Here is a 22,482-nt window from a genome sequence, read left to right as displayed (position 1 = left end):
TGGACCATGCTGGTAAAGGGTGTCTGGCAGGAGAACTGGCAGCCGGTGCAGGCGAAGGATGAGCAGGGGCGCTTCATTCGCCAGACCTCGTCGTTTCGGAACTGGGTCACCCCGGATGGTGCGCCGGGTCCTACCGGCACGGGGGGCTTCAAGGCGGAGAAGGGGCGTTATCGGCTCTATGTCGCCTACATCTGCCCCTGGGCCTCGCGAACGCTGATGGTCCGCGCGCTGAAAGGGCTGGAGCAGGTGATCGACGTCACTGTCGTCAACCCCCGGCTGACCGACCAGGGCTGGCAGTTCGGCGGCTACCCCGGGGCCGACGAGGACACGCTGAACGGCGCGCGCTACATGCATGAGCTCTACACCCGCGCCGATCCGCAGATATCCGGGCGCGCCACCGTGCCGGTGCTGTGGGACAAGCAGGCCGGGACCATCGTCAACAACGAGTCCGCCGATATCCTGCGGATGCTGAACAGTGCCTTCGCCGGCATCGTGGACCAGGGGCCGGACCTCTACCCGGCCGACCTGGCCGCCGAGATCGAGGCCCTCAACGCCTACCTTTACACCGACCTGAACAACGGCGTGTATCAGGCCGGCTTCGCCTCCAGCCAGGCGGCCTATGAGGAGGCGTACCGGAAGGTGTTTGCCGCGCTGGACGAGATGGAGTCCCGGCTGGCCGATGGGCGACCCTACCTGTTCGGCGAGCGCCTGACGGAAACCGACCTGCGCCTGTTCGTGACGCTGGTACGCTTCGATGCCGCCTACCATGGCCTGTTCAAGTGCAACCGCAACACGCTGCGCGCCATGCCGGGCCTGCACGCCTACATGCACCGGATCCTGGCCCTCGACGGTATCGCCGAGACCGTGCGCCTCGACCATATCCAGGCGGGGTACTATTCCATCAAGGCGTTGAACCCCAGTGGCATCGTGCCGGCCGGGCCCGGCGAGCTCTGATGGGCACCGATCACGTCACGACCTTGAACGAGCAGGAGGAGCGAGCGCCATGAGCACCACGATCGATGTTCTGTTCATCTCCCATGGCGGCGGGCCGATGCCGCTGCTGGGGGACCCGGGCCACCGTGACATGGTGGAACGGCTCAGCGAGATCGCGGGCCAGCTGCGCAAGCCCTCCGCCATCCTGGTCATCAGCGCCCACTGGGAGGAAGCGGTACCGACCATCACCTCGGGCGCCAACCCGCCGCTGATCTATGACTACTACGGCTTTCCCCCCGAGGCCTACGAGATCGCGTATCCCTGCCCCGGTGAGCCGGCGCTGGCGCGGCAGGTCCACCAGGCGCTGCAGCAGGCCGGGATCTCGGCACGGCTCGATGAGCGGCGGGGCTTCGACCACGGGCTGTTCGTGCCCCTCAAGCTGATGTACCCGGAGGCGGACATTCCCTGTATTCAGCTGTCACTGGTCAACAGCCTGGATGCCGCGACGCACCTGGCCATCGGCAGGGCGCTGCAGGCGCTGGACGTCGACGACCTGCTGGTCATCGGGTCCGGCTTCTCCTTCCATAACATGCAGGCCTTCTTTGCGCCCGACACCCCGGACATCCAGGCCCGCAACCAGGCCTTCGAGGAGTGGCTCGAGGCGACCTGTTGCGACGTGACGATCGAGGAGACGGAGCGCGCCGAACGCCTGGCTCACTGGGAGCGTGCGCCCCATGCCCGCTTCTGCCATCCCCGGGAAGAGCACCTGCTGCCGCTGCATGTGTGCTACGGGCTGGCGGGCAGGCCCAGCGAGACCCATTTCTCAGCGATGATCCTCGGGAAGCAGTCGGGGATGTTCTACTGGCGCATTGGCGGGTAATCCCGTCAGCCCCCGACGCCTGCAAGGGTCTGGGGCCTCTTGTGGGGCGTCTCGGGCTGCCGTGAGCGGCCTCACCCCTGTCGACAGTCGGCCGGGCGGCCCTTCGCGACGACCGGAGAGCGCACCAGTCCGATGAATGCCAGCAGCGACAGCACGCCGCCCAGCCCGATGGCGATGGCCATGGTACGCGAGGTGCCGTCGTGGAACTGGCCAACCAGGGCGCCACCCAGGGCGGCGATGGTCATCTGCAGGAAGCCGAACAGCGACGAGGCGGAACCGGCGCACTGGGGGTTGGGTGCCAGCGCGCCGGCCATGCTCTGCGGCATCACGATCCCGAAGCCGAACAGGAACACGACGTGGGGGCCGACCACGGCCCAGGGCTCATGAACGCCGCCGATCGCCAGGGCCGCCATGGTGGTGCCGGCCAGGGCGCATAGCAGGGTGGCCAGCAGCAGCAGGCGGTCGCGTCCCAGCCGGTGGCTGTAGCGGCCACTGAACAGGGTGCCCGAGAAGAAGCCCAGCACGATCAGCATGAAACCGGTGCCGTACTGGACCGGTGACAGGCCCATGTATTCGATCAAGACGAAGGAGGAGCCCGAGAGGAAGGCGAACAGGCCGGCGAAGCCGCTGGCGTTGATCAGCGTATAGCCGATGAAGCTGCGCTGGGTCAGCAGCATGCGATAGTTGGCGAGGATCACCCCGGGAGCCACCGACTGGCGGCGATCGGCAGGCAGGGGTTCGGGCATCATCAGGGCGAGAATCAGCAACATGATCGCCGCATAGACGGCCAGCAGCAGGAACACCGACGCCCAGCCGGAGACCAGCAGCAGCCCGGCTCCCACCACCGGCGCCAGCGCCGGGGCCATCGCCATGGTGCTGGCCATGTAGGAGAGCACGCGTCCGGCCTCGGCCGGGCCGTAGATGTCGCGCACCGCGGCGCGACCGAGTACCGGGCCGGCGGCGCCGCCGAAGGCCTGCAGGAAGCGTCCCGCCAGCAGCCACTCGATGGTCGGCGCGAAGGCACACAGCAGGCTGGCCAGCAGGAACAGGGCGAAGCCGGCGATCATCACCGGCCTTCGCCCGAAGCGGTCGGACACGGGCCCGCAGAACAGCTGGGCCAGGGCAAACCCTGCCATATAGAGGCTCAGCGTCAGCTGGACCTGGTCGGGGCCGGTATTCAGTGCCTCGGCCATGGCCGGCATGGCGGGCAGGTACATGTCGGTGGCCAGTGGACCCAGCGCGGTCAGTGCCGCCAGTACCGCCACGGTGGCGGGGGAAGTCAGCCTCAGCACCCGGTTCTCCTCGATGATCTTGTTGTCCCGGTACAGAAAAGCGGGCACGGCATCGGCATGTTGCCGTGAACCGTGCCCGCATCATTAGCCCGCTTAGTATATCAGCGAGTGTCCGGCTGCGCCTCCGGTGCGGCCTGACGGAAGGCAGGCAGCGCCCGACAGTTGGCGGTGATGCGCTGGATCGTCGGGTAGGCCGAGAGGTCGCACGCGAAGCGCTCGGCGTTGAAGACCTGAGGCACCAGGCAGAGATCGGCCAGGGTCGGGGTGTCGCCATGGCAGAAATCACCGGTGCCGGCCTCGCGGGATAGCATCCCCTCCAAGGCGTCGAACCCCTCGGCGATCCAGTGGCGGTACCAGGCCAGCTTGGCCTCCTCGCCTACCCCGAGCTCGCCCACCAGGTACTTGAGCACCCGCAGGTTGTTGAGGGGGTGGATCTCGCAGGCCACCAGTTGGGCGAGCGAGCGCACCCGCGCTCGCCCCTCGGCATCGGCCGGCAGCAGGGCCGGCTCGGGATGCTGCTCGTCCAGGTACTCGCAGATCGCCAGCGACTGGCTCAGCCGGACCCCGTCATCGGTCTCCAGCGTCGGCACCAGGCCCTGGGGATTGCGGTCCAGGTTGGCCGCTTCGCGCTGTTCCCCTTTCACCAGGTTGACCACGGAGTGGTCGTACGCCAGGCCCTTGAGGTTCAGGGCAATCCTTACCCGGTAGGCCGCCGACGAGCGGAAGTAGCCGTACAGCGTCGTCATGGGGCCTCCCTTACCTGGGCTGGTACTTGACGACCTGCTGGTCGATAGCGCCGAAGATGCTCTTGCCTTCCCGGTCGAACATCTCGATGCGTACCCGGTCGCCGAAGCGCATGAACGGCGTCCTGCTGTCGCCGTGCTGGATCTTCTCCACCATGCGCACCTCGGCCAGGCAGCTGTAGCCCACGCCGCCGTCGGCCACCGGCTTTCCGGGTCCGCCGTCGGGGTCCGGGTTGGAGACGGTGCCGGAACCGACGATGGCGCCGGCGCCCAGGTAGCGGGTCCGGGCCGCATGGGCCACCAGCTGCGGGAAGTTGAAGATCATGTCCGGCCCGGCTTCCGGCTCACCGAACTTCTCGCCGTTCAAGTGCACGGTCAGCGGCAGGTGGACGCGGCCGTCCTGCCAGGCGTCGCCCAGCTCGTCCGGCGTCACCGCGATGGGAGAGAAGCTGGAGGCCGGCTTGGCCTGGAAGAAGCCGAAGCCCTTGGCCAGCTCGCCGGGAATCAGGCCGCGCAGGCTGACGTCATTCACCAGCATCACCAGCTTGATGTGCGCTGCCGCCTGTTCGGGGGTGACCGCCATGGGCACGTCGTCGGTGATCACGGCGATCTCGCCCTCGAAGTCGATGCCGTGCTCCTCGCTGATCGCCTCGATGTCCTCGGTAGGTGCCAGGAAGTTGTCGCCGCCGCCCTGGTACATCAGCGGGTCGGTCCAGAAGGTCTCGGGCATCTCGGCGTTGCGCGCCTGGCGCACCAGCTGGACGTGGTTGAGGTAGGCGGAGCCGTCAGCCCAGTGGTAGGTGCGCGGCAGCGGCGAGTGCAGGGTGCTCTGGTCGAGGTCGAAGGCGCCTTCGGCCTTGCCTGCGTTGAGCTCGGCGTAGCGGGCCTCGAGCCTGGGGCTCAGGGTGTCCCAGGCCTCGATGGCCTGCTGCAGGGTGGGGGCGATGTCGGTGGCGCGAACGGCGCGGGCCAGGTCGCGGGAGACCACGACCAGTTCGCCGTCGCGGCCTTGCTTGAGAGTGGCGAGCTTCATCTTGTCTCGATCCTTTCGTCGGGGGCGAGGCCCCGCAGGGCCTCGCTCGTCATGTGTCGTGGGGCGCCGGATCAGGCACGGTTCGGGTCGAAGTGGGAGCGCAGGGTCGACCACACATCCACATAGTCACGCTGGCGGAAGTCCGCCTCCAGGGCTGCCGCGGTGGGGTGGTAGACGTAGCGGCTCTCGAACATGAAGGCCAGGGTATTGCCCTGGTACTGGGGCTTGAGCTCCGCCGTGGAGGCCTTCTCGAAGGTCTCGGCGTCCGGGCCGTGGGGCGACATGCAGTTGTGCAGGCTGGCGCCACCCGGCAGGAAGCCCTCCGCCTTGGCGTCGTACTCGCCATGCACCAGCCCCATGAACTCGCTCATCAGGTTGCGATGGAACCAGGGCGGCCGGAAGGTGTTCTCGGCCACCATCCAGCGCGGCGGGAAGATCACGAAGTCCAGGTTGGCCATCCCGGGAGTATCGGAGGCCGAGGTCAGCACGGTGAAGATCGACGGGTCGGGGTGATCGAAGCTCACCGTGTTGATGGTGTTGAAGTTGGCCAGGTCGTACTTGTAGGGGGCGTAGTTGCCGTGCCAGGCCACCACGTCCAGCGGCGAGTGGTTCAGGCGCGTCTCCCAGAAGCGACCGGAGAACTTGGCCACCAGCGAGAACTCCCCCTCGAGCTCTTCAAAGGCGGCCACCGGGCTCTGGAAGTCGCGCGGGTTGGCCAGGCCGTTGGCACCGATGGGCCCGAGGCCAGGGAGCTCCATCGGGCTGCCGTAGTTCTCGCAGATATAGCCGCGAGCGGCCTCGACGCCGTCGGCCCGGCGCACCTGGAACTTGACGCCGCGCGGAATCACCGCGATCTCGCCGCCTGCGACCTCGAGCTCGCCGAACTCGGTACGCAGCCGCAGCTTGCCCAGCTGCGGGACGAAGAGCATCTCGCCATCCGCGGTGTAGAAGAAGCGCTCGGTCATGTCCCGGTTGAAGGCGTAGACGTGTATGCCCACGCCGCTCTGGGCCCCGGCATCGCCGTTGACGGCGATGGTCAGCAGGCCGTCGACGAAGTCGGTGGGCTCTGAGGGCAGCGGGGCCGGGTCCCAGCGCATCTGGTTGGGGTCGGCGGCGGGCCTGTCCAGCGGGGAGGTGTGAACCCGGCGGTTCTCAAGCGGCTGGTAGGCGCTCTGCACCACGGAGGGGCGGATGCGGTAGAGCCAGCTTCGCAGGTTCTGGTGCCGGGGTGCCGTGAAGGCCGAGCCGGTCAGCTGCTCGGCGTAGAGCCCGTAGGCACACTGCTGCGGCGAGTTCTGGCCGACAGGCAGCGCCCCCGGCAGGGCCTCGGTGGAAAAGTGGTTGCGAAAGCCGCTCTGGTAACGGAGGGGGGGCGTCATTGTCATTATGCTCCGACATAAAGTTTCAAATGGAACCAATCAGTCGATACTAGATCCTGATGGTTTCATATGCAACTATATGCCTGTCGATGAATGATGGGGACCAGATCAGGAGGAAGGTGGAATGTCGTCAGGCGAGGAGCATCAAGAAGTACCGCAGCAGGGGCCCGGCCGGCTGGACCTCAACCAGTTCCTCCCCTATCGGCTCAACCGTCTGGCCGACCGCATCAGCGACGAGCTGGAGCGCATGTATGCACAGCGCTACGGCCTCAACGTGGCCCAGTGGCGTGTGCTGGCCTGGCTCAGCCACTGCGATGACCTGACCGCCAAGAAGGTCTGCACCTACACCAACATGGACAAGGCGCGGGTCTCCCGGGCGGTTCAGGCGCTGGTCGACCGTGGGCTGGTGACCCGGACGCCCTCCGCCAGGGACCAGCGGGTGCATGACCTGCATCTTACCCGCGAGGGGGCTGAGCTGCTCTCGCGCCTGATCCCGGAGGCCCAGGACTGGGAGGCGGAGCTCGTGGCGACCCTCAGTGCGGGGGAGTACCGTGACCTGCTCAATGCCATGGGCAAGCTGGAGCGGCAGCTGGAGCGGATCGGCTAGGCTCGCCTCCGAGGCGAACCCCACACGACAGCGCCCGGCCAGATGGCCGGGCGCTGTCGTGTGGGGGTCGGGGGCAGGCGATGCGGTCAGGCCGTCGGGACCTTGCCCCCCAGCCGTGCGGTGATCTCGGCGGCGGTGTCGCGCACCAGCGCGCCCAGCTCGGCCAGTCGCGCCTCGGGGATTCGCGCCTTGGGGCCGGAGACAGAGATGGCGGCCAGCGGGGTGCCATGCTCGTCATGGATGCAGGCGGCCACGCACTGCAGGCCGATGGCGTGCTCCTCCCGGTCGCAGGCGAAGCCCTGGCGGCGGATCTCGGCCAGCCCCTCACGCAACGATTCGGGGGTGTGCAGGGTGTTCTCGGTGACGCGCGCCAGGCCCCGCTCGTCGAGGATGCGCTCGAGCTCGTCGTCCGGCAGCCAGGCCATCAGTGCCTTGCCGACGCCCGAGGCGTGCAGCGGCGCCCGGGAGCCGAGACGGGTGATCATGCGCATCATCTGCGGCGACTCGCTCTGGGCCAGGAAGACCGCCGTGCCGTCGTCACGCACGCCGAGGTTGGCCGTCTCGCCGGTCTGGGCGGTGAGGCGGCGCAGGAAGGGCCGGCTGGTGCCGACGAAGTCGCGAGCCTCGAGGAAGCTGTTGCCGATGCGGAAGGTCTTGACGTCGATCTTCCACACGCCGAGCTCGCTGTCCTGGGTGACGAAGCCCTGGCTCTGCAGGGCCTGCAGCAGCCGGTGAGTGGTGGAGGGGGCGAGCTCCGCCTGTTCGGCCACCTCGGAGAGGGCCAGGCCGCCGGGGCTGGCCGCCAGGCGCTCGAGCAGGTTGAGCCCGCGTACCAGCGACTGGCTGTGGCCACTGGTGCTCTTGCCCGACCCCGCGGGCCGTCCCGCTGTCCTGCGCTTGCCTTCGCTCACCCGGATCGTCCTCCTGCCGTGTTCTCTCGAGGCCACAGGATACCGTGTCGGCCCGGCGCTGTCGCGGTTGCGGAAATGGCTTCCATCCCGCGATGCCGCCGTGGTCTCAGCGATGTCGCCATTGGGGCGGGCGCTTCTCGATGAAGGCGTCGATCCCCTCGCCGGCGTCCTCGGCCATCATGTTGCAGGCCATCACCTCGCCGGCGTAGGCGTACGCCTCGTCCAGCGGCATGGCGAGCTGGCGGTGGAACATCGCCTTGCCGGTGCGCACCGCGACCGCGCTCTTGGCGCAGATGCTCGAGGTGAGCACGCCCACCGCATCGTCGAGGGCCGCGTCGTCGGCGACCCGGTTGACCAGCCCCCAGTCGCGGGCCTGGTCGGCATCGATGAACTCGCCGGTGAAGAGCATCTCCATGGCCCGCTTGCGGCCGACATTGCGCGACAGCGCCACCGCCGGGGTGGAGCAGAACAGCCCGGCATTGATACCCGAGACGGCGAAGCGCGCCGAGCGCGCCGCCACGGCCAGGTCACAGCTGGCCACCAGCTGGCAGCCCGCCGCCGTGGCGATGCCTTGCACCCGGGCGATCACCGGCACCGGCAGGTCGACGATGGCCTGCATCACGGCCCCGCAGCGCGCGAAGAGTTGCTGGTAGTAGGCCTCCTCGGGGTTGGCACGCATCTGCTTGAGGTCGTGACCGGCACAGAAGGCGCGGCCCTCAGCGGCGATCACCACGCAGCGCACGTGCGCGTCGTCGGCCAGGCGGTCGAGCTCGCCACCCAGCGCCTCGAGCATCTCCTCGGAGAGGGCATTGAACTGCCTCGGCCGGTTCAGCGTCAGGGTGGTCACGCCATCGCGTTCATGGCGGCGGACCAGGGGGCTGTCATCCTGCATCGTGGTGACTCCGGTGGAAGGAAGAGCCCCCAGCCTAGCGCCCCGGGCAGCGCTTTCGTTAGGCTTGCGACCAAAGATGGTCCCTGGCGAGGAGTGCCCATGAACGACGTTTCCCCCGAGTCCACCGCCTTCCCGGCAGCTACCGCGCGCGCCAAGCACAAGGGGCTGCCCGAGACCGGTACCCGCCTGCTGGCGGACGTGAGCCTGCCGGCGGCGGTGCTGCACGAGGCATCGCTGGCCCACAACCTGGACTGGATGCAGGCCTTCTGCGATGCCCATGGCGCCCTGCTGGCCCCCCACGGCAAGACCACCATGGCCCCGGCGCTCTTTCGCCGCCAGCTGGAAGGCGGCGCCTGGGCGATCACCCTCGCCACCGCCCCTCAGTGCCGGGCCGCCGTTGCCCATGGCGTGACGCGCCTGCTGCTGGCCAACCAGCTGGTGGGACGGGCCAACATGGCCATCGTGGCGGAGCTGCTCGAGGCCGGCGCCGAGCTCTGGTGCCTGGTGGACGCCGCCGACAATGCCCGCGAGCTGGACGCCTTCTTCGCCGGGCGTGGCCTGCGCCTGCCGGTGCTGATCGAGCGGGGGGTGCCGGGCGGGCGCTGCGGTTGTCGCAGCCGCGAGGAGGTGCTGGCGCTGGCCGCCGTGGTCGACGCGGCGGCCGGCCTCGAGCTCGCCGGCGTTGAGGGCTACGAGGGCCTGGTCCAGGCCGAGGCGGGGGCCTCCCCGGAGGCGGCGGTGGCGGCCTATGCGGCCGACCTGGTCGACACCCTCAGCGCCCTGCAGCGCGCCGGCCGGCTGGCGGTGGCGCGCCCGCTGGTCACCGCCTCTGGCTCCGCCTGGCACGATATCGTCGCCGAGGCCTTCCGCGATGCCGGGCTGGACGAGCGGGTCCGCCGGGTGATGCGGCCCGGCTGCTACGTGACCCACGACCACGGGCTCTACGGCGAGGCCCAGGCCCGGGTGCTGGGGCGTCGGCCGGCCCTCGGCGAGGGGCTGCGCCCGGCCCTGGAGGTGTTCGCCCAGGTGCAGTCGCTGCCGGAGCCGGGCCTGGCCATCGTCGCCATGGGGCGTCGCGATGTCGGCGGCGATCGCCTGCCGCGGGCGCTGCGCCGCTATCGCGAAGGCGGGACGGCGGAACGGACCTTGCCGGTCGAGGGCTGGCGGGTGGAGAAGCTCATGGACCAGCACGCCTTCGTGCGCCTGCCCGAGGCGGCGGGCCACCGGCCTGTGGACGAGGTGCGCGTGGGCGATACCGTCGCCTTCGGCATCTCCCATCCCTGCCTGACCTTCGACAAGTGGCGACGCCTGTGCCGGGTCGATGAGGCGCTGGAGGTGGTGGAGGTGCTCGAGACCTGCTTCTGACCGCCGCCGCCTCGAGGCGGCGGCGGGGCAGGCTCGGCGACCTCAGACGTCGCTGCGGAAGGGGCGCTCCTCGCGGGGCAGGATCAGGTTGAGGACGATGGCGCAGAGCGCGCCGGGAATCAGCCCCGACTCGATGATCGCCTGGAGGTTGTCGGAGAGGTCGGCGTAGAGCCCCTCCTGGGCCGGCAGGCCGATGGCCGCCGACAGCGAGACGCCGATGATCACCATGTTGCGCTTGTTGAAGCTGATGTGGGAGAGCATCTTGATGCCGGCGCTGGCGATCATGCCGAACATGATCACCACCGCCCCACCGAGCACGGCATTGGGGATGCTGGAGACGATGGCGCCGAGCTTGGGCAGCAGGCCGGCGATGACCAGGAAGGCGCCGCCGATGGCCACCACGTAGCGGCTGACCACACCGGTCAGTGCCACCATGCCCACGTTCTGGCTGAAGCTGATCTGGGGGAAGGCGTTGAAGATGGCGGCGAAGACGCTGGCCAGGCCATCGGCCATCACCCCGCCGGAGAGCTCCTTCGGGGTGGGCGCGCGATCCAGCCCCCCGGCGGTGGTCCCGGCGATGTCGCCGATCGACTCGGCGCAGGTCACCACGGCCAGCAGCACCACCGGCAGCACGGCGGCCCAGTGGAACTCCAGGCCGATGGCCAGCGGGGTGGGCAGCGAGACCCAGGCGGCGCCGCCGATGGCGGAGAAGTCCACCAGGCCGAAGGCGGTGGCCGCGGCGTAGCCGGCCAGCAGGCCGATCAGCGGGGCCGCTTCCGACCAGATGCCGCGGCCGAACTGGTGCAGCCCCAGGGTGATGACCAGCACCAGCCCCGCCAGCAGCAGGTGGTGCGAGGCCCCGAAGTCCTCGGCGCCGAAGCCGCCGCCGACATAGGCCAGGCCCACCGGCATCAGCAGGGTGCCGAGCATGATCACGAAGGTGCCGGTGACCACCGGCGGGAAGAGGAAGCGGAACCAGGGCAGGAAGAGCCCCACCAGGGCCATGGCGACCCCGCCGCACAGCGCTGCGCCCAGGGCCGCCGGCAGCCCCATGCCCACGGCGATGGGGATCAGCACCGGCACGAAGCCGAAGCTGGTGCCCATGACGATGGGCAGGCGGGCCCCGATCGGGCCGAGCCCCAGGGACTGCACCAGGGTGGCCACCCCGGCCACGAACATGGCGGCCTGGATCATGAAGGTGGTCTGCTCCGCGGAGAGGTCCGCGGCACCGGCGATGATGATGGGTACGGTGACGTTGCCGACGAACATCGCCAGCACGTGCTGCAACCCCAGGGGGATGGCGCGCCCCAGGGGCGGCATGGCATCGACGTCGTGGGTGCTGCGCACCCGGCGCGCCGTCGCGTCGGCGCGGGACTCGGTGGTCATGGGGTGTCTCCTGTTGTCGTTGTTGGACGTGGTTGAGAACAGAGGGAATCGGGATGGGAATCAGGCCGAACCGCGCAGCTCGCGGGCGGCCTGGTCGTGCCGGGCCAGCAGGGTATCGAGGTCGAGGTCCCGTGGCCGGCCATCGACCAGGCGCCAGTGCCCGGCGACCATCACCCGGTCGGCGCGGTGGGCCCCGCACAGCAGCAGGGCCGCGACCGGGTTCTCGGCACCCGAGAAGCGGGCCTCGTCCAGCCGGAACAGTGCCAGGTCGGCCTGCTGGCCGGGCGCCAGCCCGCCGATGTCGGTGCGTCCCAGGCAGGCCGCCGAGCCACGGGTGGCCCAGCGGATCACGTCGTCGTGGGTCACTCGGCTCGGCGAGTAGCGCAGCCGACCCAGCAGCAGGGCCTGGCGCATCTCCTCGGCCAGGTTGGAGTGATCGTTGGAGGCCGAGCCGTCCACCGCCAGCCCCACCGGGCAGCCGGCGGCCTCGAGCTCCAGGGTGCGGCACATGCCGGAGCCCAGCACCATGTTCGAAGACGGACAGTGGGCGATCCCGGTGCCGGCCTGGCCCAGGCGAGCGACTTCCTGGTCGGTGAAGTGGATGCCATGGGCCAGCCAGGTGCGCGGCCCCAGCCAGCCGGTAGCCTCCAGGTAGTCCAGCGGGCGTATGCCGAAGAGCCGCTGGCAGTAGGCCGTCTCGTCCTCGGTCTCGGCCAGGTGGGTGTGCAGGCGCACATCCTTATCCTCGGCCAGGCGGGCGCTCTCCTGCATCAGCTCGCGGCTCACCGAGAAGGGCGAGCAGGGCGCCAGGGCGATGGTGGTCATGGCGCCGTCGCCGCGCTGGTGGTGGGCGTCGATGAGCCGGGCGCTTTCGTCGAGGATGGTGGCCTCGTCCTGCACCACGGACTGGGGCGGCAGGCCGCCGTCGTCGCGGCCCACGCTCATCGAGCCCCGGGTGAGGGCGGCCCGCACGCCGAGGCGCCGGGCGGTCTCCACCTGGACGTCGATGGCATTCTCCAGTGCGCCGGAGAAGACGTAGTGGTGGTCGGCCACGGTGGTGCAGCCGGACATCAGCAGCTCGACCATGGCGAGTTCGCTGGCGAGGGCGAGCTGGCGCTCGGTGAGATTGGCCCAGACGTCGTAGAGGGTCGTCAGCCAGGGGAAGAGTTCCTTGTTCAGGGCCGGCGAGTAGGCCCGGGTCAGGGTCTGGTAGAAGTGATGGTGGGTATTCACCAGCCCCGGCAGCAGCACATGCGCCGAGGCGTCGAAGACCTCATCCACCGGCGTCGAGGGTGCGGCGCCGGCGGGCACGGCCTCCACGATACGCCCGTCCTGAATCACCACGCCGCCGGCGGCACGCGCATCGCTGCAGGCGAGCGGCCTGCGGATCCACAGGGTCGGGTTGGGCTGGGGCATGTTGTCCTCCCGGTGGGCCGTCAAGCGGCCGCTGAATGGACAAAGGGTTACCCAAGTCTCGTGCTGGGCCGGAGTCCTGGTTCAGGTGCCTTCGACATCTTGTGTGTACTTTAACTGTCGTCCATGACCTGGCATGGATTGTGTACAAAATGGTGGGCTTTGGGGAAGCTGTCAAGCGCGTGATGCTCAACGCTCGTCGGTTCCCGGCATGCTGTGCGAGAGCGGCCGGCAGGGGTGAGTCCCCGGACGGGGAGAGAGCCGGCAGGAAACCCGGCGGCATGGGTGCCGTTCATGAAAAGAGCCGCCGCGTCATTGACGCGGCGGCTCCGGTCTACCGGGAGGCAACGGGGGTCAGTCGGCGTAGCTGCTCTCGGAGTAGAGTACCCGCACGCGCAGGGTGTGCTTCACCTGGCGAAGGGCCTCCAGGGCCCGCGAGCCGTAGGCCTTGTCCACGTCGATGACCACGTAGCCGATGCGCTCGTTGGTCTGCAGGTACTGGCCGAGGATGTTGATGTCGTTCTCGGAGAGCACGCGGTTGATCTCGGAGAGGACCCCGGGCACGTTGTCGTGGATATGCAGCAGGCGGTGCTTGCCCGGGTGGGCCGGCAGGGCCACCTCGGGGAAGTTGACCGAGCTGACGGTGGTGCCGTTGTCGGAGTAGGTGACCAGCTTCTCGGAGACCTCGATGCCGATGTTCTCCTGGGCCTCGAGGGTGGAGCCGCCGATGTGCGGGGTGAGGATGACGTTGGCCAGGCCGCGCAGCGGGCTCTCGAACTCCTCCTCGTTGCCCTTGGGCTCCACCGGGAAGACGTCGATGGCGGCGCCGTTGAGGCGCCCGGCCTTCAGCGCCTCGGCCAGGGCCTCGATCACTACCACGCTGCCGCGCGAGGCGTTGATCAGGATGCTGCCCGGCTTCATCAGGGCAATCTCGGGCTCGCCGATCATCCAGCGGGTGGAGGGCAGGTCCGGCACGTGCAGGCTGACCACGTCGGCGCGGGCCAGCAGCTCCTCGAGGCTGGCCACCTGGCGGGCATTGCCCATCGCCAGCTTGGTCACCACGTCGTAGTAGATGACGTCGAAGCCCAGCGACTCGGCGAGCACCGAGAGCTGCGAGCCGATGCTGCCGTAGCCGATGATGCCCAGGGTCTTGCCACGCGCCTCATGGGAATTCTTGGCCGACTTCAGCCAGCCGCCCTGGTGGGCGCGGGCGCTCTTCTCGGGGATGCCGCGCAGCAGCATGATCGCCTCGGCCAGCACCAGCTCGGCCACCGAGCGGGTGTTGGAGAAGGGGGCGTTGAAGACCGGGATGCCGCGCACCAGGGCGGCATCGAGGTCCACCTGGTTGGTCCCGATGCAGAAGCAGCCCACCGCCACCAGCTTCTCGGCGGCGTCGAAGACGCGCTCGTTGAGCTGGGTGCGCGAGCGGATGCCGATGAAGTGGACGTCACGGATCTTCTCGATCAGCGTCGCCTCGTCCAGCGAGGTCGGCAGGTGCTCGATGTTGGTGTAACCGGCATTGAGTAGGTTGTCCACCGCGCTCTGGTGGACGCCCTCGAGCAGCAGGATCTTGATCTTGCTCTTGTCCAGGGACGTTTTGGCCATGGTCGATTCAACCCCTTCGTCGGCGCGCGCCGCATGCATGTGTCATGAAGATGCTGAAGAGCCTGGGGCCCAAGGGCAGGCTCGAAACAGGGCCGATAGCTTACCACAGCCGGCATGAGCGAGGATGAAAATGCTGAGCGCCATGGATGAATGGCATGCAAGTTGCGCGGGGGGCGGCCGGGGCAGACGACCCCCCGGGGAGAGCGTGTATACTGTCCGCCCATGAACCAGCCACCAGCGAGAGAGGCGATGGCGGAACAGCACAGCCAAGTCAGCGGCGCCGAGCCGGCACCGGCCGACTTCGCCGCCACCGTCGAGCGGCTCGAGCAGCTCGTCGAGCGACTGGAGTCCGGCGAGCTGTCCCTGGAGGGGTCGCTGGCCGCCTTCGAGCAGGGCGTGCGCCTGACCCGCGACGCTCAGCGACGGCTCGACGAGGCGGAGCTCCGGGTGCGCACCCTCACCGAGGGCGAGGCCGGCGGCGTCGACCTGCAACCCTTCGATGCGCCCGCCGCGGAGGACGATGGTGAGCGCTGATGCCCTGGCCGACCGGCTGTCCACGGACCGGGCCCGGGTCGATGCCCGTCTCGAGGCGCTCTTCGCGGCGCGCTCGGCCCCCTCGCCACGCCTCGAAGCGGCCATGCGCCACGGCCTGCTGGTGGGGGGCAAGCGGCTGAGGCCGGTGCTGGTCTATGCGGCCGGTCGCGCCCTGGGGGCGGCGGAGGACGACCTGGACGCCCCGGCCATGGCGCTGGAGCTGGTCCACGCCTATTCGCTGGTTCACGACGACCTGCCGGCCATGGACGACGATGACCTGCGCCGCGGCCAGCCCACGGTGCACCGGGCCTTCGACGAGGCCACCGCAATCCTCGCCGGTGACGCCCTTCAGGCCCTGGCCTTCGAGGTGCTGGCGCGGGCCGCCCATCCCCGGCTGCCGGCACTGCTCGCCGGCCTGGCCGGCGCCGCCGGGCGCGACGGCATGGTGGCCGGCCAGGCGCTGGACCTCGCCGCCGTCGGCGGGCATCCCGATGCGGCGGCCCTGGCCGCCATGCATGGCCACAAGACCGGTGCGCTGATCCGCGCCGCGGTGCGCCTCGGCGGCCTGGTCGCCGTGGACGAGGCCGACCCCCGGCTGGCCGCCCTGGACGCCTATGCCGACGCCATCGGCCTGGCCTTCCAGATCCACGACGACATCCTTGACGTGACCGGCGACACCGCCACCCTGGGCAAGGCCTCCGGGGCCGACGCCGCCCGGGCCAAGCCCACCTACCCGAGCCTGCTGGGGCTCGAGGGTGCCCGTCGACGGGCCGACGAGCTGGTCGAGACGGCCGTGGCGGCCCTGGCGCCGCTGGGCGGGGCCGCCATCCCCCTGGCCGACCTGGCCCGCTACATGATCGAGCGTGACCATTGACACTACAGGGCCCTCATGAAGCTGTTCGATGACATCCCCGTCGAGCGTCCGGCCACGCCGTTGCTCGATACCCTGGATACCCCGGCCGCGCTCCGCGCCATGACCACCGGCCAGCTGGCCCAGGTGGCCGACGAACTGCGCGCCTACCTGCTCTACAGCGTGGGCGTCTCCGGCGGCCACTTCGGCGCCGGCCTGGGCGTGGTGGAGCTCACCGTGGCCCTGCATCAGGCGCTGGAGACTCCCTACGACCGCCTGGTGTGGGACGTGGGCCACCAGGCCTATCCCCACAAGATCCTCACCGGGCGTCGCGAGGCGATGACCGGCATCCGCCAGTACGGCGGCCTTGCCGCCTTCCCGCGGCGCGCCGAGTCGGAGTATGACACTTTCGGCGTGGGCCATTCGAGCACCTCGATCTCGGCGGCCCTGGGCATGGCCCTGGCCGCCCGCACCCGCGGCGAGCAGCGCCGTGTCTGCGCGGTGATCGGCGACGGCGCCCTGACCGCCGGGATGGCCTTCGAGGCCCTGGCCCATGCCGGCCATGTGGATGCCAACCTGCTGGTGGTGCTCAACGACAACGAGATGTCGATCTCCGAGAATGTCGGCGGCATGGCCAGCTACCTGGCACGCATCCTCACCAGCAAGCCCTATACCAGCATGCGCGAGGGTGGCAAGAAGGTGCTCTCCCACCTGCCCGGGGCCCTGGAGCTGGCGCGGCGCACCGAGGAGCACATGAAGGGCATGATCAGCCCGGCCACGCTCTTCGAGGAGCTGGGCTTCAACTACATCGGGCCCATCGACGGCCATGACCTGCCGCTGCTGTTGCAGACGCTGCGCAACATGCGTGACCTCGAGGGCCCCCAGTTCCTCCACGTGAAGACCTGCAAGGGCAAGGGCTTCCTGCCCGCCGAGGCCGACCCCATCGGCTACCACGCCATCACCAAGCTGGAGAAGAACGGCGAGACGCCGCCGCCGCTCAAGCCGGCCAGCCCGTCGGCCAGCCGCAAGCAGAAGTACTGCCGTGTCTTCGGCGACTGGCTGTGCGACATGGCGGCGGTGGACGAGCGCCTGGTCGGCATCACGCCGGCCATGCGCGAGGGTTCCGACCTGGTGCGCTTCTCGAAGGAGTACCCCGAGCGCTACTTCGACGTGGCCATCGCCGAGCAGCATGCGGTGACCCTGGCCGCGGGCCTGGCCTGCGAGGCCATGAAGCCGGTGGTGGCGATCTACTCCACCTTCCTGCAACGTGGCTATGACCAGCTGATCCACGACGTGGCGGTGCAGGCGCTCGATGTCACCTTCGCCATCGACCGCGCCGGCCTGGTGGGCGAGGACGGCCCCACCCACCACGGCAGCCTGGACCTCTCCTACCTGCGCTGCGTGCCGGGGCTGGTGGTGCTGGCCCCCGCCGACGAGGCCGAGTGCCGGGCGATGCTCAGTGCCGCCTACCACCATCCCGGCCCCGCCGCCGTGCGCTACCCCCGCGGCACCGGCCCGGGCGTCGCCACGCCCGATCACCTCGAGCCGATCGAGATCGGCCGTGCCGAGTGGCGGCGTCGTGGCAGCGGCGAGGCGACGCGGGTGGCCCTGCTGGCCTTCGGCAGCCTCAATGGCCCGGCGGCAGAGGTGGCCGAGCGCCTCGACGCCAGTCATCTCAACATGCGCTCGATCAAGCCGCTGGACCGTGACGCCGTGCTGGCCGCGGCCGATGAGCACGACCTGCTGGTGACCCTGGAGGAGAACGTGGTCGCCGGCGGGGCCGGCAGTGCGGTCAACGAGCTGCTGATGGCCGAGGGGGTGCAGGTGGAAGTGCTCAACCTCGGGCTGCCCGATGCCTTCGTCGAGCACGGCAAGCCTGCCGAACTGCTCGTCGAGTGCGGCCTGGACGCGGACGGCATCGAAGCCTCTATCCGCACTCGGCTGCCCTGACCCCCGTCATCCTTCGCTCACGAGGTTACGATGCTGTTCCTGATACTGATCGGTGCCCTGCTGGGGCTGGCCATCGGCGGCCCCATCGGCCTGCTGGTGGGCGGCGCCCTGGGCTACTGGCTGGGTAGAGGCCTGCGCAAGCGCCTGCTGAACAAGCTGGTCGGCCTCCAGTCCCAGTTCCTGGAATCGACCTTCGCCGTCATGGGGTGCCTGTGCAAGGCCGATGGCCAGGTCTCCGAGGACGAATTGGAAGCCTCCCGCCAGCTGTGGGATCGGCTGCGGCTCAGCGAGGCCCAGCGCGCCCAGGCCCGCGCCGACTTTACCCGCGGCAAGGGCGACGACTTCGACCTGGACGCCGAGCTCGCCCGGGTTCGCCGCATCGCGGCACACCAGCCCGCGCTGCGTCAGGTCTTCCTGCAGGTGCAGCTGGCCGCGGTCGCCGCCGATGGCGAGCTGCACCCCGCCGAGCACGAGATGCTGATGCGGGTGGTGCGGGGCCTGGGGTGCAGCGAGGCCGAGATCGCCCAGGTCGAGGCCATGCTGCGTGGCGGCCCCCGGGGGACGGGCGAACAGGGCCCCTCGCTGGAGGATGCCTACCGGGTGCTGGGGGTCGACCAGGATGCCAGCGACGCCGAGATCAAGAAGGCCTACCGCCGCCTGATGAGCGAGAACCACCCCGACAAGCTCGCCGCCAAGGGCCTGCCCGAGAGCATGCGCGAGGTCGCCAAGGAGCGCACCAGCGAGATCGGCAGCGCCTACGAGCGCATCCGCAAGGCGCGCGCCGCCTGACACCGGCCGGGCGGCCGCGCTCTTGCCCCTGCCGTGCTGCCCGCCCGCCTTTCACCGCGCCTCGCCACCGGCCACGCCCTGCGCTAGCGTAGCGGGACCGATGCACTACCCACGGAGTCGCGCGATGATCACCCTTTACAGCTTTCCTGCCTCCCGCTCGCTGCGGGTCGCCTGGACCCTGGAGGAGCTGGGGCTCGACTATGCCTGCCAGCAGGTGGACCTGGCGGCCGGCGCGGGCCGGGAAGGTGCCCATCTCGCCCGCCATCCCGACGGCAAGGTGCCAGTGCTGGAAGATGGCGAGCTGACGCTGTTCGAGTCGGCGGCGATCTGCCGCTACCTGGCGGAGCGCTACGGCGAGCCGGGTGGCCTGCTGCCGGCCTCCCTCGAGGATCGTGCCCGGGTCGACCAGTGGCTGTTCTTCACCACGTGCGAGCTGGAGCAGGCGCTCTGGTCCCAGGCCAAGCACAAGTTCACCCTGCCCCGGGAGCGGCGGGTGCCGGCGGTGTTGCCTACCGCGGCCTGGGAGTTCCAGCGGGCGCTGGAGGCCCTGGCGCGGCGCTTCGATGGCGAGGGCTGGCTGGTGGGCGACCACTTCACGCTGGCGGACCTGCTGCTGGGGCACACCCTGAGCTGGGCGGTGCAGTTCAAGACCCGCCTGCCGGCGGCGCTGGAGGCCTATCGGCAGCGCTGTGCTTCCCGCCCGGCCCTGGCCAGGGCGGTGGCGCGTGAGCGTGCCGCGGCCGACGAGCCGGCGTGAGGCGCGCTCAGGCCGTGAAGGGCAGCACCGCGGTGTAGACCGCGAAGTAGTGGCAGGCGCTGCCGCCCATGACGAACAGGTGCCAGATCGCATGATTGTAGGGGATGGCGCTGATGGCATAGAAGGCCACGCCCAGGGTGTAGGTGACGCCACCGGCGACCAGCAGGGCGAGGCCGGTATCGGACAGGCGAGCCGCCAGCTCGTCGCCGGCGAAGACGATCAGCCAGCCCATCACCAGGTAGATGGCGACCCGCAGCGCGGCGAAGCGGTGGGGCCAGGCCAGCTTGCAGGCGATGCCGGCCAGGGCCAGGGACCAGACGGTGGCGAACAGCGTCCAGCCTGTGGGGCCGCGCAGGTTGACCAGCAGGAAGGGGGTGTAGGTGCCGGCGATCAGCAGGTAGATCGCGCAGTGGTCGAGTGACTGGAACAGGCCCTTCAGGCGCGGGTGGCGGACCCCATGGTAGAGGGTGGAGGCGGTGTAGAGCAGCACCAGGCTGACGCCGTAGAAGCCGATGCCGACAAGCTTCCAGGGGTCGACCCGGGTGGCCAGGCTGGCCAGCACCAAGAGCACCACGACCCCGGCGAGGCTCAGCGCCGCACCGATGCCATGGCTGATGCTGTGCAGCAGCTCCTCGAGGCTACTGAAGGGCGTCTCGTCGTCGCGGGCGGAATCTGTCATCGGGAGCCTCCTGCCGAGGAGCCAGCCCGATGCCGGGACCCGGTGGCTCAGGGCTTGCGTTCGATATCCACGTCGCTGGCCTGGGTGAAGTCGCCCAGCGCCATCATGTGGCCCAGCTTGCCGGCCTTGGTGGTGAGGTACTGCTCGTTATGCGGGTTTAGACCGGTGGTCAGCGGGACGCGTTCCACGACCACCACGCCGGCCTGGGTCAGGGCGTCGACCTTGCGGGGGTTGTTGGTCATCAGGCGCAGCGCCTTGATCCCCAGGTGGTCGAGCATCGGCACGCAGAGGTCGTAACGGCGCAGGTCGGCGGCGAAGCCCAGCTGCTCGTTGGCTTCCACGGTGTCGGCGCCGGCATCCTGGAGGTGGTAGGCGCGGATCTTGTTGAGCAGGCCGATGCCACGGCCTTCCTGGCGCAGGTAGAGCAGCACGCCGCGCCCTTCCTCGGCGATGCGCTTGAGCGCCTCCTGCAGCTGGAAGCCGCAGTCGCAGCGCATGGAGAAGAGGGCATCGCCGGTCAGGCACTCGGAGTGGACCCGTCCCAGCACCGGCTCGCCATCGGCCACGTCGCCCAGGGTCAGGGCGATGTGGTCCTTGCCGGTGGCATCGTCCTCGAAGCCGTGCATGGTGAAGGTGGCCCAAGGGGTGGGCAGCCGGGAGGCGGCGATGAATCGAATCGTCACGATGTACCTCGGTGGAAGACCACGGCGTTGCCGACGGGTGGAGGGCCATTCTATCAGGAAGGCCGGGCGGGCTCACCGTTGTGTCACGGGGCTCATCCCCGGGCCGTTCGATGGGGTACAATGGCGCCCACATTTTCCGTGGACGAGCGCCCGCATGGAACTCAAGAACGACCGCTTTCTGCGCGCCCTGGCGCGTCAACCCGTCGACCGTACCCCGGTGTGGATGATGCGCCAGGCCGGCCGCTACCTGCCGGAGTATCGTGAGGTGCGTGGCCATGCCGGCAGCTTCATGGACCTGTGCCGCAATCAGGAGCTGGCCTGCGAGGTCACCCTGCAGCCGCTGGAGCGCTACCCCCTGGATGCGGCCATCCTCTTCTCGGACATCCTGACCATCCCCGATGCCATGGGGCTGGGGCTCTACTTCGAGACCGGCGAGGGGCCGAAATTCCGCAAGCCGGTGCGCACATCAACCGAGGTGGAGGCCCTGCAGGCGCCGGACGCCGAGCGTGACCTGGACTATGTGATGCGGGCGGTCTCCACCATCCGCCGCGAGCTGAACGGCCGAGTGCCGCTGATCGGCTTCTCCGGCAGCCCCTGGACGCTGGCCACCTACATGGTGGAGGGCGCTTCCAGCAAGGACTTCCGCCACGTCAAGACGATGCTCTACGACGCGCCGGACACCATGCATCGGCTGCTCGATACCCTGGCCCATGCGGTCACCGACTACCTCAACGCCCAGATCCGCGCCGGCGCCCAGGCGGTACAGATCTTCGATACCTGGGGCGGCGCCCTCTCCACGCCGGCCTACCTGGAGTTCTCGCTGCGCTACATGGAGCAGATCGTCGCCGGCCTGATCCGTGAGCACGAGGGACGCCGGGTGCCGGTGATCCTCTTCACCAAGAACGGCGGCCAGTGGCTCGAGGACATCGCGGCGGCCGGCTCCGATGCCGTCGGCCTGGACTGGACCACAGAGCTCTCCGATGCGCGGGCGCGGGTCGGCCATCGGGTCGCCCTGCAGGGCAACCTCGACCCCCACGTGCTGTTTGCCCGCCCCTCGGCGATCCGAGCCGAGGTGGCGCGCACCCTCGACAGCTTCGGCCACGGGCCCGGCCATGTCTTCAACCTGGGGCACGGCATCAACCAGTTCACCGACCCGGACCATGTCACGGCCTTCATGGAGGCCCTCCACGACTTGAGCCCCGCCTACCACCGCAACATCGCCCATGGCTGACTGGCTCTACCGGGTGGCCGCCGGGGAGGACCGGCAGTGGCGTCGCCGCTGGGCGGTGCTGGCCGGCCTGGCGGCCCTGGTGATCGCCTGGGGCAGCCTGGCACCCGGCAGCGAGCTGCCCGAGACGCTGCCCTGGGACAAGGCCAGTCACTTCATCGGCTATGCCGGCCTGGCGGGCCTGGTCGGGCTCGCCGGAGTCCGCCTGTCGCTGGCCTTCCTGGCCGCGCTGCTGCTGGGCATCGTCATCGAGTTTGCCCAGCTTCCGGTGCCCGGCCGGCTCGGTGGCGACTGGCGTGACATCCTGGCCAACGGCCTGGGCGCCGCCTCGGCGGCGCTGGGGCTGCATGCCTTCCGTCGGGTCTGCCTGGGCCGTTCGCCGCGCCGTGTGTCGCGCCCCTAGGGGCCTGGCTCGCGGCTGGCGTCGGCCGCGAGGTCCAGGGTCGGCTCGCTGGCGGTGGGCCGGGGGCGGTGGCGCTCGGCGGGGCGCAGCACCCGGGCGCTGCCCAGCACGCTCTCCTCCTCGGGCGCGATGCTGCTCGCCGCGCTGGTCCAGGCGGCCTCGCGGTCATG

22 protein-coding genes are annotated in these 22,482 nt (G+C 69.6%); 11 read left to right on the top strand and 11 right to left on the bottom strand.

From position 1 onward, the window contains the following. Nucleotides 1-6 precede the first annotated feature (6 nt). Together SCI24_RS12960 and SCI24_RS12955 are read left to right on the top strand one after the other, a co-directional pair. The gene (locus SCI24_RS12960) at nucleotides 7-954 is read left to right on the top strand and encodes a glutathione S-transferase family protein (protein ID WP_318725771.1); all 948 of its coding nucleotides are present in this window, start codon (nucleotides 7-9) and stop codon (nucleotides 952-954) included. Nucleotides 955-1,003: 49 nt separating this feature from the next. Beyond that, nucleotides 1,004-1,813 carry a class III extradiol ring-cleavage dioxygenase gene (locus tag SCI24_RS12955; RefSeq protein WP_318725770.1) on the top strand — a complete coding sequence of 270 codons (810 nt, stop codon included), beginning with the start codon at nucleotides 1,004-1,006 and terminating at the stop codon, nucleotides 1,811-1,813. Between the two features lie 71 nt (nucleotides 1,814-1,884). Here the strand turns inward: SCI24_RS12955 and SCI24_RS12950 are convergent, their stop codons facing one another. The 4 genes from SCI24_RS12950 to hmgA all read right to left on the bottom strand — a co-directional run bounded on the left by SCI24_RS12950 (nucleotide 1,885) and on the right by hmgA (nucleotide 6,260). Then, nucleotides 1,885-3,153 carry a multidrug effflux MFS transporter gene (locus SCI24_RS12950; RefSeq protein WP_318725769.1) on the bottom strand — a complete coding sequence of 423 codons (1,269 nt, stop codon included), beginning with the start codon at nucleotides 3,151-3,153 and terminating at the stop codon, nucleotides 1,885-1,887. A 53-nt stretch (nucleotides 3,154-3,206) separates the two neighbouring features. Beyond that, entirely contained in the window at nucleotides 3,207-3,851 is a 645-nt protein-coding gene (gene maiA / locus SCI24_RS12945; RefSeq protein WP_318725768.1) for a maleylacetoacetate isomerase, read from the bottom strand. Between the two features lie 10 nt (nucleotides 3,852-3,861). Further along, nucleotides 3,862-4,881, bottom strand: coding sequence for a fumarylacetoacetate hydrolase family protein (locus tag SCI24_RS12940; RefSeq protein ID WP_318725767.1), 1,020 nt, complete (start codon nucleotides 4,879-4,881; stop codon nucleotides 3,862-3,864). 71 nt (nucleotides 4,882-4,952) lie between these two features. Beyond that, nucleotides 4,953-6,260, bottom strand: a complete 1,308-nt coding sequence (gene hmgA / locus SCI24_RS12935; RefSeq protein ID WP_318725766.1) for a homogentisate 1,2-dioxygenase — start codon at nucleotides 6,258-6,260, stop codon at nucleotides 4,953-4,955. A 124-nt stretch (nucleotides 6,261-6,384) separates the two neighbouring features. Here hmgA and SCI24_RS12930 point away from each other — a divergent pair, with 124 nt between their 5' ends. Beyond that, a complete protein-coding gene (locus tag SCI24_RS12930) occupies nucleotides 6,385-6,867 on the top strand; it encodes a MarR family winged helix-turn-helix transcriptional regulator (protein WP_318725765.1) in 483 nt (160 codons plus the stop codon). A gap of 86 nt (nucleotides 6,868-6,953) precedes the next feature. On the opposite strand, the gene bhcR is transcribed toward SCI24_RS12930, so the two are convergent. Further along, on the bottom strand, nucleotides 6,954-7,778 hold the full coding sequence (gene bhcR, locus SCI24_RS12925) for an HTH-type transcriptional regulator BhcR (protein WP_318725764.1): 825 nt from the start codon (nucleotides 7,776-7,778) through the stop codon (nucleotides 6,954-6,956). Between the two features lie 106 nt (nucleotides 7,779-7,884). Beyond that, nucleotides 7,885-8,670, bottom strand: coding sequence for an enoyl-CoA hydratase (locus SCI24_RS12920; RefSeq protein WP_318725763.1), 786 nt, complete (start codon nucleotides 8,668-8,670; stop codon nucleotides 7,885-7,887). Nucleotides 8,671-8,769: 99 nt separating this feature from the next. On the opposite strand from SCI24_RS12920, the gene SCI24_RS12915 reads away from it, so the two are divergent. Next, entirely contained in the window at nucleotides 8,770-10,035 is a 1,266-nt protein-coding gene (locus SCI24_RS12915; RefSeq protein WP_318725762.1) for an amino acid deaminase, read from the top strand. A gap of 42 nt (nucleotides 10,036-10,077) precedes the next feature. On the opposite strand, the gene SCI24_RS12910 is transcribed toward SCI24_RS12915, so the two are convergent. The 3 genes from SCI24_RS12910 to serA form a co-directional block, all read right to left on the bottom strand. Continuing rightward, complete coding sequence (locus tag SCI24_RS12910) at nucleotides 10,078-11,421, bottom strand: nucleobase:cation symporter-2 family protein (protein WP_318725761.1); 1,344 nt, start codon at nucleotides 11,419-11,421, stop codon at nucleotides 10,078-10,080. Between the two features lie 60 nt (nucleotides 11,422-11,481). Then, nucleotides 11,482-12,837 carry an 8-oxoguanine deaminase gene (locus tag SCI24_RS12905; RefSeq protein ID WP_318725760.1) on the bottom strand — a complete coding sequence of 452 codons (1,356 nt, stop codon included), beginning with the start codon at nucleotides 12,835-12,837 and terminating at the stop codon, nucleotides 11,482-11,484. Nucleotides 12,838-13,188: 351 nt separating this feature from the next. Beyond that, nucleotides 13,189-14,439: a phosphoglycerate dehydrogenase gene (gene serA / locus SCI24_RS12900; protein WP_318725759.1), complete on the bottom strand. Its 1,251-nt coding sequence runs from the start codon at nucleotides 14,437-14,439 to the stop codon at nucleotides 13,189-13,191. Nucleotides 14,440-14,688: 249 nt separating this feature from the next. Here serA and SCI24_RS12895 point away from each other — a divergent pair, with 249 nt between their 5' ends. The 5 genes from SCI24_RS12895 (at nucleotide 14,689) to SCI24_RS12875 (ending at nucleotide 19,319) form a co-directional block, all read left to right on the top strand. Beyond that, on the top strand, nucleotides 14,689-14,973 hold the full coding sequence (locus SCI24_RS12895) for an exodeoxyribonuclease VII small subunit (protein ID WP_318725758.1): 285 nt from the start codon (nucleotides 14,689-14,691) through the stop codon (nucleotides 14,971-14,973). Next, complete coding sequence (locus SCI24_RS12890) at nucleotides 14,960-15,847, top strand: farnesyl diphosphate synthase (RefSeq protein ID WP_318725757.1); 888 nt, start codon at nucleotides 14,960-14,962, stop codon at nucleotides 15,845-15,847. The genes SCI24_RS12895 and SCI24_RS12890 overlap by 14 nt, the downstream gene beginning before the upstream one ends. 15 nt (nucleotides 15,848-15,862) lie before the next feature. Then, nucleotides 15,863-17,773, top strand: a complete 1,911-nt coding sequence (gene dxs, locus SCI24_RS12885) for a 1-deoxy-D-xylulose-5-phosphate synthase (RefSeq protein WP_318725756.1) — start codon at nucleotides 15,863-15,865, stop codon at nucleotides 17,771-17,773. A 30-nt stretch (nucleotides 17,774-17,803) separates the two neighbouring features. After that, nucleotides 17,804-18,562 (top strand): co-chaperone DjlA, encoded by a 759-nt coding sequence (gene djlA / locus SCI24_RS12880; protein WP_318725755.1) that lies wholly within the window; start codon nucleotides 17,804-17,806, stop codon nucleotides 18,560-18,562. A gap of 124 nt (nucleotides 18,563-18,686) precedes the next feature. Then, a complete protein-coding gene (locus tag SCI24_RS12875; protein WP_318725754.1) occupies nucleotides 18,687-19,319 on the top strand; it encodes a glutathione S-transferase family protein in 633 nt (210 codons plus the stop codon). 7 nt (nucleotides 19,320-19,326) lie between these two features. Here SCI24_RS12875 and trhA read toward each other — a convergent pair whose 3' ends face one another. Both trhA and ribA read right to left on the bottom strand, forming a co-directional pair. Beyond that, nucleotides 19,327-19,998, bottom strand: coding sequence for a PAQR family membrane homeostasis protein TrhA (gene trhA, locus SCI24_RS12870; protein ID WP_318725753.1), 672 nt, complete (start codon nucleotides 19,996-19,998; stop codon nucleotides 19,327-19,329). 47 nt (nucleotides 19,999-20,045) lie between these two features. Further along, nucleotides 20,046-20,681 (bottom strand): GTP cyclohydrolase II, encoded by a 636-nt coding sequence (gene ribA / locus SCI24_RS12865; RefSeq protein WP_133636713.1) that lies wholly within the window; start codon nucleotides 20,679-20,681, stop codon nucleotides 20,046-20,048. A 154-nt stretch (nucleotides 20,682-20,835) separates the two neighbouring features. Here ribA and hemE point away from each other — a divergent pair, with 154 nt between their 5' ends. Both hemE and SCI24_RS12855 read left to right on the top strand, forming a co-directional pair. Next, nucleotides 20,836-21,912 carry a uroporphyrinogen decarboxylase gene (hemE, locus tag SCI24_RS12860; protein WP_278032415.1) on the top strand — a complete coding sequence of 359 codons (1,077 nt, stop codon included), beginning with the start codon at nucleotides 20,836-20,838 and terminating at the stop codon, nucleotides 21,910-21,912. Next, nucleotides 21,905-22,312 carry a VanZ family protein gene (locus tag SCI24_RS12855; RefSeq protein WP_318725752.1) on the top strand — a complete coding sequence of 136 codons (408 nt, stop codon included), beginning with the start codon at nucleotides 21,905-21,907 and terminating at the stop codon, nucleotides 22,310-22,312. Before hemE ends, SCI24_RS12855 begins: the two co-directional genes overlap by 8 nt. The last annotated feature ends 170 nt before the right edge of the window (nucleotides 22,313-22,482 follow it).

The sequence above is a fragment of the Halomonas sp. genome, assembly GCF_033549285.1.
Classification (GTDB): domain Bacteria; phylum Pseudomonadota; class Gammaproteobacteria; order Pseudomonadales; family Halomonadaceae; genus Halomonas.
Note: the sequence above shows the minus strand (reverse complement) of the source record. Positions and strands in the feature narration are given on the sequence as shown.

What these genes read in the sequence shown, in the direction of transcription:
- hemE (WP_278032415.1), top strand. Translation starts at nt 20,836, where the DNA reads ATGGAACTCAAGAACGACCGCTTTCTGCGCGCCCTGGCGCGTCAACCC.
- SCI24_RS12930 (WP_318725765.1), top strand. Translation starts at nt 6,385, where the DNA reads ATGTCGTCAGGCGAGGAGCATCAAGAAGTACCGCAGCAGGGGCCCGGC.
- serA (WP_318725759.1), bottom strand. Translation starts at nt 14,439, where the DNA reads ATGGCCAAAACGTCCCTGGACAAGAGCAAGATCAAGATCCTGCTGCTC.
- hmgA (WP_318725766.1), bottom strand. Translation starts at nt 6,260, where the DNA reads ATGACGCCCCCCCTCCGTTACCAGAGCGGCTTTCGCAACCACTTTTCC.
- SCI24_RS12940 (WP_318725767.1), bottom strand. Translation starts at nt 4,881, where the DNA reads ATGAAGCTCGCCACTCTCAAGCAAGGCCGCGACGGCGAACTGGTCGTG.
- SCI24_RS12955 (WP_318725770.1), top strand. Translation starts at nt 1,004, where the DNA reads ATGAGCACCACGATCGATGTTCTGTTCATCTCCCATGGCGGCGGGCCG.
- SCI24_RS12895 (WP_318725758.1), top strand. Translation starts at nt 14,689, where the DNA reads ATGGCGGAACAGCACAGCCAAGTCAGCGGCGCCGAGCCGGCACCGGCC.
- SCI24_RS12855 (WP_318725752.1), top strand. Translation starts at nt 21,905, where the DNA reads ATGGCTGACTGGCTCTACCGGGTGGCCGCCGGGGAGGACCGGCAGTGG.
- djlA (WP_318725755.1), top strand. Translation starts at nt 17,804, where the DNA reads ATGCTGTTCCTGATACTGATCGGTGCCCTGCTGGGGCTGGCCATCGGC.
- SCI24_RS12910 (WP_318725761.1), bottom strand. Translation starts at nt 11,421, where the DNA reads ATGACCACCGAGTCCCGCGCCGACGCGACGGCGCGCCGGGTGCGCAGC.
- trhA (WP_318725753.1), bottom strand. Translation starts at nt 19,998, where the DNA reads ATGACAGATTCCGCCCGCGACGACGAGACGCCCTTCAGTAGCCTCGAG.
- SCI24_RS12875 (WP_318725754.1), top strand. Translation starts at nt 18,687, where the DNA reads ATGATCACCCTTTACAGCTTTCCTGCCTCCCGCTCGCTGCGGGTCGCC.
- maiA (WP_318725768.1), bottom strand. Translation starts at nt 3,851, where the DNA reads ATGACGACGCTGTACGGCTACTTCCGCTCGTCGGCGGCCTACCGGGTA.
- SCI24_RS12960 (WP_318725771.1), top strand. Translation starts at nt 7, where the DNA reads ATGCTGGTAAAGGGTGTCTGGCAGGAGAACTGGCAGCCGGTGCAGGCG.
- SCI24_RS12920 (WP_318725763.1), bottom strand. Translation starts at nt 8,670, where the DNA reads ATGCAGGATGACAGCCCCCTGGTCCGCCGCCATGAACGCGATGGCGTG.
- SCI24_RS12905 (WP_318725760.1), bottom strand. Translation starts at nt 12,837, where the DNA reads ATGCCCCAGCCCAACCCGACCCTGTGGATCCGCAGGCCGCTCGCCTGC.
- SCI24_RS12915 (WP_318725762.1), top strand. Translation starts at nt 8,770, where the DNA reads ATGAACGACGTTTCCCCCGAGTCCACCGCCTTCCCGGCAGCTACCGCG.
- dxs (WP_318725756.1), top strand. Translation starts at nt 15,863, where the DNA reads ATGAAGCTGTTCGATGACATCCCCGTCGAGCGTCCGGCCACGCCGTTG.
- SCI24_RS12890 (WP_318725757.1), top strand. Translation starts at nt 14,960, where the DNA reads ATGGTGAGCGCTGATGCCCTGGCCGACCGGCTGTCCACGGACCGGGCC.